Annotated in this window: 11 protein-coding genes; 2 read left to right on the top strand and 9 right to left on the bottom strand. The window is 59.5% G+C overall.

Annotation, left to right across the window (positions count from 1 at the left end; genetic code table 11):
- Positions 1-252: 252 nt before the first annotated feature.
- From NCHU2750_RS28515 to NCHU2750_RS28500, 4 genes are all read right to left on the bottom strand, one after another.
- Positions 253-1371, bottom strand: coding sequence for a hypothetical protein (locus NCHU2750_RS28515; RefSeq protein WP_045231740.1), 1119 nt, complete (start codon positions 1369-1371; stop codon positions 253-255).
- Between the two features lie 234 nt (positions 1372-1605).
- Positions 1606-4869 (bottom strand): error-prone DNA polymerase, encoded by a 3264-nt coding sequence (locus tag NCHU2750_RS28510; protein WP_012654873.1) that lies wholly within the window; start codon positions 4867-4869, stop codon positions 1606-1608.
- Positions 4866-6377 (bottom strand): Y-family DNA polymerase, encoded by a 1512-nt coding sequence (locus NCHU2750_RS28505; RefSeq protein ID WP_045231741.1) that lies wholly within the window; start codon positions 6375-6377, stop codon positions 4866-4868. Before NCHU2750_RS28505 ends, NCHU2750_RS28510 begins: the two co-directional genes overlap by 4 nt.
- Complete coding sequence (locus NCHU2750_RS28500) at positions 6298-7050, bottom strand: ImuA family protein (RefSeq protein ID WP_045231742.1); 753 nt, start codon at positions 7048-7050, stop codon at positions 6298-6300. Before NCHU2750_RS28500 ends, NCHU2750_RS28505 begins: the two co-directional genes overlap by 80 nt.
- A 282-nt stretch (positions 7051-7332) precedes the next feature.
- Between NCHU2750_RS28500 and ligD the strand changes: the two genes are divergently transcribed.
- Both ligD and NCHU2750_RS28490 read left to right on the top strand, forming a co-directional pair.
- Positions 7333-8394, top strand: a complete 1062-nt coding sequence (gene ligD / locus NCHU2750_RS28495; protein ID WP_045231743.1) for a non-homologous end-joining DNA ligase — start codon at positions 7333-7335, stop codon at positions 8392-8394.
- Between the two features lie 55 nt (positions 8395-8449).
- The gene (locus NCHU2750_RS28490; RefSeq protein ID WP_045231744.1) at positions 8450-9223 is read left to right on the top strand and encodes an SOS response-associated peptidase family protein; all 774 of its coding nucleotides are present in this window, start codon (positions 8450-8452) and stop codon (positions 9221-9223) included.
- A 257-nt stretch (positions 9224-9480) separates the two neighbouring features.
- On the opposite strand, the gene NCHU2750_RS28485 is transcribed toward NCHU2750_RS28490, so the two are convergent.
- From NCHU2750_RS28485 to NCHU2750_RS28465, 5 genes are all read right to left on the bottom strand, one after another.
- Positions 9481-9888 (bottom strand): VOC family protein, encoded by a 408-nt coding sequence (locus NCHU2750_RS28485; RefSeq protein WP_045231745.1) that lies wholly within the window; start codon positions 9886-9888, stop codon positions 9481-9483.
- Between the two features lie 486 nt (positions 9889-10374).
- The gene (locus NCHU2750_RS28480; protein ID WP_012654853.1) at positions 10375-10869 is read right to left on the bottom strand and encodes a cupin domain-containing protein; all 495 of its coding nucleotides are present in this window, start codon (positions 10867-10869) and stop codon (positions 10375-10377) included.
- A gap of 13 nt (positions 10870-10882) precedes the next feature.
- A complete protein-coding gene (locus NCHU2750_RS28475) occupies positions 10883-12484 on the bottom strand; it encodes a rhodanese-related sulfurtransferase (RefSeq protein WP_045231747.1) in 1602 nt (533 codons plus the stop codon).
- A 31-nt stretch (positions 12485-12515) separates the two neighbouring features.
- Positions 12516-13463, bottom strand: coding sequence for a LysR family transcriptional regulator (locus NCHU2750_RS28470; RefSeq protein WP_045231748.1), 948 nt, complete (start codon positions 13461-13463; stop codon positions 12516-12518).
- Positions 13460-14239 (bottom strand): ABC transporter ATP-binding protein, encoded by a 780-nt coding sequence (locus tag NCHU2750_RS28465; protein ID WP_045231765.1) that lies wholly within the window; start codon positions 14237-14239, stop codon positions 13460-13462. The genes NCHU2750_RS28470 and NCHU2750_RS28465 overlap by 4 nt, the downstream gene beginning before the upstream one ends.
- Between the last annotated feature and the right edge of the window lie 16 nt (positions 14240-14255).

Genomic DNA, 14255 nt, shown 5'->3' with positions numbered 1-14255 from the left:
CCTCAGAGGCCGGTTTTGGTATCAATTCAGAGGCGCGGTAAGATTGAGCTGGTGAGAACAGCGTGCGCGCGTTGGGGTGTTGGTAACAGGGCCATCGCACGCACTGGTGTTCTTGGTCCCAGGACAGAGGAAGAAATTGGAACGCGTGATGAAAAGCGAGGACATTGCCGTACTGCCTCAACAGCTAAAGGGGCAGGAGCGAAAGCATGGGTTCGAACGCTTGCGTCTAGAGGCCCGGGGCGAGGACCCGTATTAGTCATGCATCACTCGCGCAGATCGCCATGACCTTAGTCTGAAATAATCGTCAGCTTTACCGTTCAGCAGGTCAGCCTCGATATCAAAGGCTGACTGCACAATTGAGTCCATTTCCTTTTCGCGATCTACTGTGAAATAGCGCTCCTCAAGTCTGCGCTGCTGTATTTCGATGGAATCCCGCCAGTAGCGGGTTCCCTTTACGTCAGTATGTGTCTCGACATATCTAGCCAAGGGACCGCCACGTTCCCGACCCATGTAGCCCGGGCAGGCGCAGCAAAACTCGTAGAGCTTATCGTCGCTCGTTGCGATCCAGACATCATGCTCGATGATCCCGAAGTTGAACTGCTCGCGCGAATTGTTCACGATATCTGCAGCAGCAATCAGCTTCAGGTCGTTGGCTCCATTCAAAGCGATGCGCTCCAGTACTTTGACGGGTGTCAAGCCTTTGCCGCCACCCTTTTTCAGTTTCACGAAGTTGTTTGTGATAGCTACTTTCCGCGTCCTGAGTTGGTCAGTTAAGCCATTTTCGGGGGCGAAGACATATCGAGCGATCGTCAGTTCCTTGAGACTGATGAGATCCAGTACCTCGGCGCAATAATCGATGTAGAGGGCGAATTTTTCCAGGCCATTCAACGCCTCTAATCGATGTATGACGTTCATAGCGAGCAGCGAAGCATATGAGCACGAGATTGCCTTCTGACGCTCCAGCGACAGCGCGCTAAAATGCTCAGGGTCCATCTTTGCACCAGCATACGGAACCTTTATCGAGTTTGGGTCCTCACGGAAATTTGGCAGATAGTCTGCAAGAAACCTGTCGAACGCTGCTTCAACGTCGCCTCGACGCGCTGGGGGCAGTTCTTGGTAAGCCGCTGCAGGCGAGATGAATACGCCATACCTGGAGGTTTTCTCGATGAGTCTCGCCAGTTCCAGAACACCAGCATTCTTAAGTTCCTGGTGTCGCTGGCCAGTCTTATAGGCGCTTTCGATTGCAATCAGGATATTGGTGTCGAACATAATATTGGTTTGTCGACCATTCCGATGGTTTTCTCGGATGGCATCCCTGTCGAGGTTGATAATTTCGGTTGAGTTCGACGACGATTTGAAAGCGCGTATCATGAGGTTCTCTGTTTTATGCTCTGCGTGAATTCTCGGTCCCGAAATCTGGGTCTTCTTGTCGATACCAAGCTTCCACTGGCCTCTCCTGTATAATAATCTGATGCTCTAAACTTAACCTCGGGCGCAGACAGCGATTTTGTTCTGGAAATTGCGCTCAAGCTTTATTTTGCTTTAAAATTGCTGCGAGCGGACTGACAACTCCCTGGGCGCCACCGCGCCTCAGGATGGGGAAAATCAATGGAAGTTCCGGCTTTTGATTTTCAGCGTATCAATGTGAAGATCGGGCGTGAAAATGTCGCGCGGGGCTACAACAGGCTTCGACTTGTCCCGCGTATCCGAACTTCCCGGCGATCCGTGGGCGAACTCATCACCCCTGCCGGCCGGCAGCTTGAACTCTTCATCGCGATCAGCCAGACCGGTCAGATCGCCTGACAGGTCGAACAGCTGCTGGGCGACAAGATGCACGACCTCCCCTTCCCGCTGGATCCGACCATTGATGGCCATCATCGAGGATCCGAGCACGACCCGCCGGCGTTTTTCAAACAGCGTCGGCCAGACAACGAGATTGGCCGGCCCGGTCTCGTCCTCAATGGTGATGAACATCACGCCATTGGCCGATCCGGGCTTTTGCCGCACCAGGACAAGTCCGGCGGTATAAACCCAACGCCCGTCCCGCGAATTCATCGCCTCGGCACAGGTGATGATGTTGCGCACTGATAAATCCTTGCGCAGGAAGGCGATTGGATGCTGCCGCAATGTCAGTCCGGTATGGCTGTAATCCTCGATGACGTTATGCCCGTCCGTCATCTGCCGAAGTGCCACCTCCGGCTCCTGCTGCTCGGCGATCGCAGCCATCTCCCGCTCGGCGGCGGCCGCAAATAGTGGCAAGGGTTGGTCGCGCAGCGCCTTGATCGCCCACAGCGCGTCGCGGCGCGCAAGCTTCAGGGACGGCAGAAAGGCATCGGCCTTGGCAAGCTGGACAAGCGCCTCCGATGGCACGCCGGTTCGACGCCACATGTCGTCGACCGAGACAAAGGCATTGTTCATGCGTGCCGCGACGACGCGCGCCGCATCAGCGACCGCCAGTCCTTTCACCTGCCGGAAACCGAGCCGGACAGCATGCCGATCGGAATTGCCGATCCGCTCCAGCGTACAGTCCCACCGCGACCGGTTGATGCAAACCGGCCGCACCTCGACGCCGTGGGCTCTCGCGTCGCCGACAATCTGCGCCGGCGCGTAAAAACCCATCGGCTGCGAATTGATGAGCGCCGCGCAAAAGGCTTCCGGATAATGGCATTTGATGTAGCTCGAGGCATAGGCGATCAGCGCGAACGAAGCCGCGTGGCTCTCCGGAAAACCATAGGAGCCAAAGCCTTCGAGCTGGGAGAAGGTCTTTTCGGCGAATTCCGGCGCGTAGCCGTTCCTCACCATGCCGGAGACGAGTTTGTCCTTGAACTGCGAGACGCCGCCGGTGAACTTGAAAGTCGCCATCGACTTGCGCAGCTGGTCGGCTTCGCCACCGGTAAAGCCGGCGCAGACCATCGCGACGCGCATCGCCGACTCCTGAAACAGCGGCACGCCGAGCGTCTTGCCGAGCACCGCTTCCAGCTCCGGCGTCGGATATTCGACTGCCTCCTTGCCTTCTCGCCGGCGCAGATAGGGATGCACCATGTCCCCCTGGATCGGACCGGGCCGGACAATTGCGACTTGTACCACAAGGTCGTAGAAGGTCCGGGGTTTCAACCGCGGCAGCATCGCCATCTGCGCGCGGCTTTCTATCTGGAACGTGCCGAGCGTATCGGCCTTGCGGATCATCGCATAGGTCGCAGAATCCTCCTGCTCGATTTTCGAGAGATTAAGATCGCGGTCCTTGTGCTCGCGGATCAGATCGAAGGCCTTGGCCATGCAGGTCAGCATTCCAAGCGCCAGGATGTCCACCTTCATGAATTTGAGGGCTTCGACGTCGTCCTTGTCCCACTCGATGATCTGGCGGTCCTTCATCGTCGCCGGTTCGATCGGCACGAGATCGTCGAGCCGATCATGAGTGAGGACAAAACCGCCGGGGTGTTGGCCGAGATGGCGCGGGGCGCCCATCAGTTGCTGTGCGAGCTTCAAAGTCAGCACAAGACGCCGGTCGTCTGGATTGAGATTGAGCTCGCGGACATTGCGATCGCAGACCTCTTCCGACCAGGACCACATGCCGGATGACAGCGCCTTGATCACGTCCTCCGGCAGGCCGAGCGCCTTGCCGACATCGCGGATCGCGCCGCGCGCCCGGTAGCGCGTCACGGTGGCGCAGAGCGCTGCCTTTTCTCTGGTATAGGTTCGATAGATCCACTGGATCACCTCCTCGCGCCGCTCGTGCTCGAAATCGACATCGATGTCCGGCGGCTCGTCGCGCTCCTGGGATACAAAACGCTCGAACAGAAGGTCGTTGGTCGAGGGATCGATGCTGGTAATGCCGAGGATGTAGCAGACGGCACTGTTGGCGGCGGAGCCCCTCCCCTGGCAGAGAATGCCTTGAGACCGAGCATAACGCACGATCGAAAAGACGGTCAGAAAATACGGGGCGTATTTCATGGTACGGATGAGATCGAGCTCGTGCCGCACGACCTTCAACACGTCGGGCGGTAGTCCCTCCGGATAGCGGTCGGGCACGCATTGCCAGACATAATGTTCCAGTGAGGCCTGAGCATCCTTGCCCGGCACGATCGCCTCCTCCGGATATTGGTAGGTGAGTTCCTCGAGCGAGAACGTGCAGCGACGGACGATCTCCATGGTTCGCGCGAGGGCTTGCCGGTATCGCGGAAACAACCGCTGCATTTCTTCGGGCGGCTTCAGGTAGCGATCGGCGTGGCGCTCGCGTTCGAAGCCGACTTCGTCGATCGTCGTGCGGGTTCGGATGCAGGTGACAATGTCCTGCAACTGCCGGCGGCCCGGCTCATGGAAGAGGACATCATTGGTGACGACCGGCCGCACCTTGAACCGCGCCGCAAGATTGGAAATCTCATGCAGGCGCAACTGGTCGTTCTGCCGACGGCGCAGACAAAGCGACACATAGGCGCGATCACCAAACACCTCGGCCATCTTGCGCAGCTGGATCCCGCAGGTGTCATCCGGTAGGTCCGGCACAAGAATGCCGATCATGCCGTCATTGTATGCGACGACGTCGTCCCAGTGCAGGATACAGTTGTTCTTGCCGCCGCGCGACTTGCCGAGCGTGATGAGGCGGGTCAGCCGGGAATAGGCAGCCCGGTCGGTCGGGTAGACCAGCACCGACATGCCGTCGGCCAGATCAAGCCGGCAACCGACAACGAGGCGTAAGCCGGTGGCGCGCGATGCTTCAAGCGCCCGGACGATTCCGGCAAGCGAATTGCGATCGACAACGCCGAGGACTTCGATGCCGAGAGCCTTCGCGGTCTCGAACAGTTCCTGCGCCGAGCTTGCACCGCGCAAGAACGAAAAATGGGTCGTGACCTGCAGCTCGGCATAGCTCATGCGAAGATCCCGTGCACGAACCAGCGGTGACTTCCGGTTTCAGGATCGATGCCATCACCGGAGCGAAACACCCAGAGGCGCTCGCCGGCCTCGTCTTCGATGACGAAATAGTCCCGCACCGCCTCCATCTCCGCGTCGCGCTGCCACCACTCGCCAAAGATCCGCTCGGGCCCGTCGGCCCGCTTGACCTTCCGCCGCTTGCCGCGCCAGGTGATCGAAACCGGCGGGCGGTCCGGTAGCAAGGCGATTGCCTCGATCAGCTCCGGACGGGCCAGCAGCCGGACCGGCCGGCGCCAATGGCTGACCCAGGTAACCTCGACCGGATCGGCAGCAGGACTGATGCGCTGGACGGAGCGCTCTGGAACGTCGGAGGCAACCGGTGCCACCCGATAGACGCGCTGCCCGCGGTTGCCGTAGATATCGATCAGCGGCGTCACGTCCTTCACTTCCTCCTCGACCAGCGAGGAGGATTTCTGGCGCTCCTCCAGGGGCTCAGCCATCACCGCGACCAGAGTGAGCTTTTCGATCCCGAAGCCCGGCTCGATCTTCTCCGTCCGGTCGCGAAACAGCTTCGTCAGCCAGGCGACGTCGCGCACCGGCTTCACGGTGCCAGCGCGGATCGCCTGCCGTGTGCCATCGACCTTGTCGACGATCAGGTCGGCGCGCCGGACACCAAGGCCGCGCCTTTGCAGCTCCTCGATCAGTTGCACGACCAGCCGGCCGACATATTTGTTGATGGTTTCGGCAGCACCGATCGGTTCGGCGAAGGCGCGGCTCACCTCGATCAGCTCGGCGGTGCGGATCGGATCGATCGGTTCGCAGGCGCGGCCAAACATCTGGTCCAGCCGCCGGCCAATCTCGGGGCCGAAACGAAGGGTCAGCGGCGCGCGCGGCGTGTTGGCCAATTCGCCGACGGTCTGGAAGCCAAGCGTGCGCAGATCGCTGATGACTTTCCCGGGAAGGCGCAGCAACGATATCGGCAGCTTCTCGACGGCGCGGACGGTCTCACCTGAAGGCACTATGACCGTTTCGCGGCTGATGGCACGGGCGCAGGCGTGTGCTGCACCCCAGGTGTCGGCGATCGCGACCCGGGGAGTGAGTTTCCTTGCTAGGAACTGATTGGCGATCTTCGTCACCATCGGCAGCTCTCCGCCCTGCAAGTGATCGGCACCCTCTGTGTCCATGACGATCCCATCGATCCCATCGACCGCGACGATCGGGGAATAAAGCGTCAGCGCCCAGAGGGTGATGCGTTCGAGCGCTGCGGCATCCATAGCAGGATCCGCATCGACCAGCATCAGGCCGCGAAACAGCGCCTGTGCTTTCGCAGCCGGCATGCCGACATGAACGCCGGCTTGTCTGGCGGCTGCGTCGGCCGCCGATACCCAGCGTTTCGAGCCGCTCCTGGCGATCACCGCGATCGCCTGTTCAGGCGGAATGGATGGATCGGCGCGACGAATGCGATCCGTCGGCAGATCCGGAAGATAGATCGAGACAACCCTTGTCATCGCACGCCCTCACGAGAAACTCAGCACATTCACCCGCTTTCACGCGCATCAATTCCAGCAACCATTGGGCCCTCCCCACACCCGGCACTGGCAAATCCTCCGATGGCATCACGCTCACCCGCCACCGCGTGGTCGACGCCGTCGGCTGCCCGAAATCATTGGCCTCTGTCTGCCGCCTCCAACGACGCACAGCCAATGCCATTGTCCCCGTGCGCTCGGCCGCCAGCTGCAGGCGGCGCGAGCTGACCATCGGCAGGCGAACGAGTTCACCGACGACGGCGCCGAGCCCACCAAAGGACAGCCCCTCCTCCATATTGGCGAGCACGTCTTCCTCCTTGTCGGACTCGACGAAGATTATCCGGTCGTGATGCAGTCCGACCTGCGCAAGCGCGGGGAAAAACAGATCTGGTCGCGTCAGACACCACACGATCGGCCCCTTCGTCCGTGCCGCTATGCCGGCTGCAAAAAGAGCAGCGGCCGCACCATCGACGGTGCCCGATCCACCACCGGCAAATTCGTGAAGCGCGCCATGAGCAAGGCCGCCGCCAGGCAGAACCCCATCCATCTCCGGCACGCCAAATGGCAACCAACCGGCTTTTTTCGCCGTGCTGGTTTCGAGCAATGCAATACGCTCCCGCAGATCGCAGATTACCCTTTCGCGGGCAGCAGTCATTGTTCACGGCTCCCTTCAAGGTCGTGTTGGCAGGGCGACTTCATGTCGTGCAAATGTCAATGTTCTGTTTTTGTTCCCATATGAGAAAGGAGTCAAGGCGGCAAAAACGTACGAGTATTGTTCCGAACATTAGAAGTTCGAGATTCTTCATGAGAATCAGGTGAATAGCTGCGACCAAGAAATTTCGCTGGCTTCTGCAGTCTTATCTCCTGATCGGTGAATAGCGGGGACAATATAGGGATAGTCACAGTATTATTAAGGTTTTTCTGATGAACTGGCCGGATGACGAGGCCTCCGAGATCAAAACCCCTCCTTCGCGACACCGAGCCGCCGATCCGCTCAAAGCCGCGCAGGAAGCGTAATCCAGCTCAACCACAGCTCCTCTTCGATCCCATACCTGATCGCGTCGAGCCGGCGCTGGCCCTATTGAAGGCTAAGCCTCCCACCGGAAACGAATGGAGTTGGGAGCTGAAATGGGATGGCTATCGCCTTGCGGTCCATATCGAGCCCCAGCGGATCCGGATCCTTACTCGCGGCGGCCACGACTGGACACATCGGTTTCCGGCCATAGAGCAGGCCGCCCGAGCGCTGGGGCCGGCGACGATGATTATCGATGGGGAAGCCGTCGTGCTCGACGATGAGGGGCGGCCGGATTTCGGGCTGCTGCAGCAATCGCTGGGTGCATTCGGCAAACAAGCTGGCAGGCGCGCCTCCCACGCCGTTCTTTACGCTTTCGATCTTGTTTATCTGGATGGGCACGATCTGCGCGGTGTTGAATACCGTTCGCGCCGACACCTTCTCGAGGACACGATAAACGGCCCAACGAATGAAGCCAGCGCCATTCGGATATCAGAAACATTCGATGCCGAGCCAGCTGTCCTGCTTGAGCATGTCTGCCGCCTCGGCCTGGAAGGCATCGTCGGCAAGCGCCTCGATCAGCCCTATCGTTCGGGCCGGACCGGGGATTGGGTAAAAGTCAAATGCATCCAGAGCGAGGCTTTCTTCATCGTCGGCTATGAGAGGTCCGCATCGTACCCAGCCGGCTTCGGCTCGTTAGCGCTCGCCGCCTACCGCGATGGCGATCTCGTCCACGTCGGAAGCGTCGGCACGGGCTTCAAGGGAGCCGAGATCATCCGGTTGCGGAAGATACTGGACACGCTGCGATGGAAGCGAAAGCAGCCGCCCCTGCCCCATTCCGGAACTGCCGACATTGTCTGGGTCCAGCCTACCCTGATCGCCGAGATCGAGTTTCGCGCCTGGACATCGGACGGGAAACTCCGTCATCCGTCGTACAAGGGCCTGCGGGAACGGCAAGACAATGCCGACGTTTACCAGCTCGACTAGCGAAACAAGCGACATGCGCTAGAGTAGCCGTATTTGGTCGAGCGGAGGGGGTCGCATGTGTAATCTCTATCGGATGGAGGACAAGGACTGGGTTTCAAAATGGGCTCAGGACGCCGAGAGCCTCATCAACCTCATGCCAGCCTATCAAATGAACCCCGATCAGATGGGACCGATTGTCCGCAACACCGCTGATGGGAGGAAACAATTGGCACATGCGCGATGGGGTCTTCCCTCGCCGCGGTTCACCTTGGAAAAGGCCGCCAAAGCCAAGGCCGAAAAACTGAAAGCCAAAGGGAAGCCCGCCGATCTTGAAGAGCTCATCCGCATGGAGGCGGACCGCGGCACGACCAACGTCCGCAAGCTCACCTTCCCACACTGGAAACGATGGTTTGGTGTTGAGCACCGATGCCTCGTCCCGGTCACCAGCTTCGCCGAACCCGATCCCGCCAGCCAGCAATCCGGGGGGAACGTGCCGAACGCCTGGTTTGCACGGGACGAGGAAAAGTCGCTGATGTTCTTCGCCGGCATCCATGTCCCGCAATGGCAGAGCGTCCGCAAGGTGAAGGATGGGCCGACGACCGACGACCTCTATGGGTTTTTGACCACTGATCCCAACAATCTCGTGAAGCCTATCCATGAGAAGGCGATGCCTGTTCTTCTCCTGACCGAAGAGGAGACCGAGGTGTGGATGCAGGCGCCATGGGACGAAGCCAAAGATCTGGCACGGCCTTTGCCAGATGATGCGTTGATCATTTCGTCGCGCGAACCATACGGATCTTCGATCGTCTCGAAATCGGGCGACCCACTAGAGCACAAACTGCTGCTTTAGCTGGGCCGACCCATCGCTGAAGCAGACGGGGTGCCCTCGCAAGCACAAGAGCGGCTGAAGCGAAATTTTACACCCGCCGCCACGACTCTCAAACGCACCCGCGAAAGGCTGTCTGGCAGTACGTATCCGTCCGGTTCTCACACGTCGGACGTAGCGTTGTGACTGAGCGCCAATATCTTCTGTATTCCGCCGATTGGATTGGCCTGGTGGATGACCAGCATGACCGGATCGGTACCGACTTCGATCCGGTCGTGACCTCACTCCGACTTCTGACACACGGCCTCGACGTTGACCCCGTCCGGATCGATCACGAACGCCGCATAATAGGCTGGATGATAGTGGGGCCTGATGCCGGGCGCACCATTGTCACGGCCGCCTTGCGCCATCACCGCCGCGTAAAAGGCATCGACCGTTGCTCTACTTTCGGCTTCGAACGCGATGTGGATGCCCGTCCCGCGCGGACCATCCGGGACGGCATGGCGGCTGTCGCTGGACAGCCAGAAGAAAGGCTTTCGACCAGTTCCATAGCCTATGCCGTGATAGCCGCCGGTCTGTCCGGGCTTCACTTCCATCACGGTCGTAATGCCGAGCGGCTTGAGTGCAGCATCGTAAAATTGCCGTGCGCTTTCGATGTCCGGGGGGCTGATGCCCATATGGTCAATCATAACTATGCCCTCTATGGCTATGTTCTTCCTGGCTTGTATCAGGTCTGGCTGAAGATCGGGTTGCGTTATATCAAGGCGTCGAGGCGACGACGGCAATGCTTCGCTCCGCCCGCCGGACGTCGGCCGCGGCGCGATAATTGAGCCCCTAGTTCCACGGCAGCAGTTCGCCGAGTCGGTTTGCCGGATGGACGGTATCCAACAAAATCAAACGAATTTCTGACACCAACCGTCGCCCGCAGCCGGAGTCTCGTAGAGTTAGAATGATCGCGACGCATCTGGAAAAATTGAACGGAGAGTCAACGCGCCGCAGTCCAACATGGGGGCGGACTGCCCGATGGAGCAATCGGCGGTCCGCTTTTGATCATCGCCGGCCGGTTTACGGCCAAGGAAACCTTCCCTGTCGACTTGTTCACGGCCGTCAACACCGAAGCGTCGCTGGACGAGGTCCGGCATGCGAGCAGCCCATGGTGGGCCGGTTTCTCTCTGTCAATCCGGATGGCGGTGTATTGGATCAACCCAATAAACCTCTTCCGGCTTCTCTACAGGATCGACATCCGTGATGTTGACGACGACTGCCTCGTTGTCCGATCGCACCAGGACGCACTCGAGCACGTTGTCAGGATCGGCATTGATTTCCTGGTGCGGTACGTAAGGCGGCACGAAGATGAAGTCGCCTGGTCCCGCCTCCGCGACATATTCCAAATGATCCCCCCAGCGCATACGGGCCTTGCCACGGATCACGAAAATAACGCTTTCGAGCGCACCGTGGTGGTGGACCCCGGTCTTGGCGTTCGGCTCGATTGCGACGGTGCCTGCCCAGATTTTCTGTGCGCCGACGCGGGCATGATTGACGGCTGCCTGCCGGAACATGCCAGGCGTCTGGGCCGTGTTGGAATCGAGCTGGTCGCCCTTGATGACACGGATCCCGTTGTGCTTCCAATGGTCCGAGTGATGGTGGTCGTGGTGATGGTCGTCGCTCATGGTGCGGTCCTGCTCAGATGACGTTGAAGAAGTGCGTGCCGTCGCGATCGAGCTGCGCGACCAGTCCGTATTCCCAGTCGAGATAGGCCTGCATAGCCTCCACGGGGGCGTCCGTGCCTTCGTAGGGCCGACGATAGCGATCGATGCGGGGTGATGCGAGGTGGGACTCATCGGTTTCCAGGATTCGACCGGCAGCCTTCCAGGCAGCGTTGCCGCCCTCAAAAACGAGGACTGGAACATCGACCAGTTTCTTAAGGTCGACGGCGGCATAAATGGCGAGCGCGCTTGTGCCGCATGTGACGACGTAGGTTTTTGCGGGAGGCGCGCGCTTGATCGCTTCCGGGAGCTGGGAGCGTAGCGCGAACCACGCACCCGGGATGTGCCCCTTTAGGTAGTTCGCGCTGGTCGTGAAATCGAGCACGACGATATCGGAATTCGGATTGGAGATCGCGGAAGAAAGATCGCGGACGCAGATCGTCGGGGTCGGCTCGACTTCGGGCGATATGCTCTTGAAGGATCCTTGTTCGCTGATGGCATCACTCGGAGCCTGTTCTACGACATAGACTTCCCAACCCATCTGCGCGAGCCACGACGCTGCCATATTGGCACGCGTTGTCTCGTCGTCGCTTAGTACGATACGCGCACCACGGACAGGCGCGTAGTGATCAGTCTCCTGTACAAGCTGTCCGCCTGGCACGTGCATGAAGCCCGGCAGGTGGCCTTCGAGGTATTCTGGTTCGGTGCGGACGTCGATCAGATAAGTCGTTCGGTCCGGGGTTTGAAGGCTGCCGATGTCCGACAGAGCAATGCTCCGAACACCCGCGCGCGCGGCGACGGCTGCAGCGGATTTTTGCGCCTCCGAGCGGTCCCTGGCTTCGACGTCAGCGAAGCTCCTGCTCGCTCCATGTTCCAGTGTCTGACCTGCCAAAGTCCATCCAATTGTTCCGTTGCGAAGACCGACGACCTTGTTCGGTATCCCGGCATTGATGAGAGACTGCGTTCCGATGATGCTGCGTGTGCGGCCAGCACAGTTGACGATCACAAGGGTCTCGGGATCGGGAGCAAGGTCCCGTGCGCGCAGGACGAGTTCACCACCGGGAACGTTGATACCCTTTGGAATGCTCATCGTTTGATATTCGTCAAAACGGCGTGCATCGAAAACGACCGCGTTGGCTCCTTCATCTAGAAGCGCCTTTACCTTGGTCGCGTCCCAGAGCGGCGTGTGCCTTTTCGCTTCGACCAGTTCACCGAATGACTTGCTCGGCACGTTGACGTCAATGAACAGTTCGCCGCCGTCGGCCTTCCACGCTTCCAATCCCCCTTCGAGGATATGGACATTCGTGTAGCCGAGCGATTTCAGTTTCTCGACGGCGATGGGAGCGAGGTCTCGTATGCCATCGTGACCATACAGAACGATCAGCGTATCGCGTTGTGGGATCCTGCGCCATGCATCCAGTTCAAGCCGGGCAATGGGAAAGTTGGCTGCCCAGAGGGGATGCCCTTGCGCGAAAGGATCTTCTTCGCGGACGTCGGCGAGAAGGATTTCCGAGCGGGCCAGAAGATGCTGCCGCACTTCGTCGTACCTGAGGCTGTGCTTCGTTGTCGGGGCTGACATATTTTCTCCTGCTATCGATCTCGTGAGCTATTCACGAGGTGATGGTCTGGTTGGCAGCTTCAAAGTCGACCAGCCTGCTCGGAGCTGCCGCCCCCTGAAACAGCGTTGCGGCTCTCGCTCCAAAAGCGCTGATGGGTGGTTCGAGAGCACCGAGAGTCGGCGCGTGACAGAGCCAGAGTTCTGCGCGCAACGAAAAGTCGCTGACCGTGATGATCTCCAGTTTGGTACGGTGGGGGCTCATCTCCAGAAGGGGCACGGGAACGAGTCCAAGTCCGAGACCTGCGGCAACCATCTCCAACTGCGTCTCTCGAGCAAAGGTGTCGAGATTGACTTTGAACGGAAGATTGAGCGCCGCATGCGCCCGCTGCAGTTCCGCCCGGAAACCGCATCCGTCGGGGTTCAGAATCCACCCGGATTTGTGAAGGGTGCCAAGGCGTTGGGCACGGTCTCCGCCCGATCCGAGCGGCCCCACGATCGCCATCTCGACCTGCGCCAGCGAAACGGCGGTCACTTTGTGCGGAAAGATTTTCCGTGTGGGCATCAATACGATCGCAGCATCGATCTGGCCGTCGACGAGCTTTTCAACAATCTGGTTCGCCCAGCCTGTGGTGGCACGTATAGACAGTTCCGGCCATCGCTCCCGTTGCAGATGGACTATGTCGGCAAGAATCACATCGCAGACCGCCTGGGTCAGTCCCAAGCGCGCACCACCCGTCAGGTTCGAGCGGGCACTCAACGTCAAGCGGAGCTTGTCGACTTCCTTGAGGATATTGAGGCACTGCTCGTGGACGCCGAGACCTACGGTGGTTGGAACGGGTGGCTTGACGCTTCTGTCGAGCAGGGTAACACCGAGGTCCTTCTCGAGGTTCTGGATGCGCTTCGAGATCGCCGACTGGGTCAACGAAAGAATAGCCGCCGCTTGGCTGAGCGACCTGGCTCCGACCACGGCGATGAAAGCTTCGATGTCGTCGAGGTTCATTTGCAATCGTCTCCGCTTGGTGCATTTCTGGAGTTCAGTACCCTGGAAAGAACCTTCTCCTCAATTGACGTGAACGCCTGCGAACTGCGCACACGAGGATGCGCAAGCTCGATATCCAGCTCGAGAACGATCTCGCCTTTCTCCATCAAGATGACGCGATCGCCAAGAGCAATGGCCTCCTCGACGTCGTGTGTGACGAGAAGGACAGTGAATCCGTGGCGCGCACGGATGCTTTCGATGAGGTTCTGCATTTCAAGTCTCGTCAGTGCATCCAGTGCGCCGAGCGGTTCGTCAAGCAGCAGGAGACGCGGCCGGTGTATAAGGGCACGGGCAAGGGCAACGCGCTGCCTCTGTCCACCTGATAATTGGGACGGCCATTTGTCAGCGTGTTCGGAAAGACCAACCTCGGCAAGCGCCTTGCGTGCGCGGTTCTGCCATGGATTGGGCAGGCCGATCCCGATGTTTTGGAGAACGGTTCTCCAGGGCAAGAGGCGCGCGTCCTGGAACATCATCCGCACCTCACCGGAGATTTCGGACAGGGGATTTCCGTCGATCTGGATTGTCCCGCCATCGATAGTTTCGAGGTCCGCGATCAGCCGCAGTAGAGTGGACTTCCCACAGCCCGAGCGGCCGACAATCGAAAGAAACTGACCGGCGGGTACGTTGAGCGAAAGGCCCTTGAGAACCTCCGTCCCGTCAAAGCCCTTCCACAGGCCGAGGATGTCCAGCGCGGCTCCGCCCGCGGAGGTGTTGCTTAACGAAACCTCTTTTGCCACGTTCGGCCGCGTCGAT

Origin of the sequence: Neorhizobium sp. NCHU2750 (assembly GCF_003597675.1) — a bacterium.
Lineage (GTDB): Bacteria > Pseudomonadota > Alphaproteobacteria > Rhizobiales > Rhizobiaceae > Neorhizobium.
This window is presented reverse-complemented; position numbering and strand designations above follow the sequence as displayed.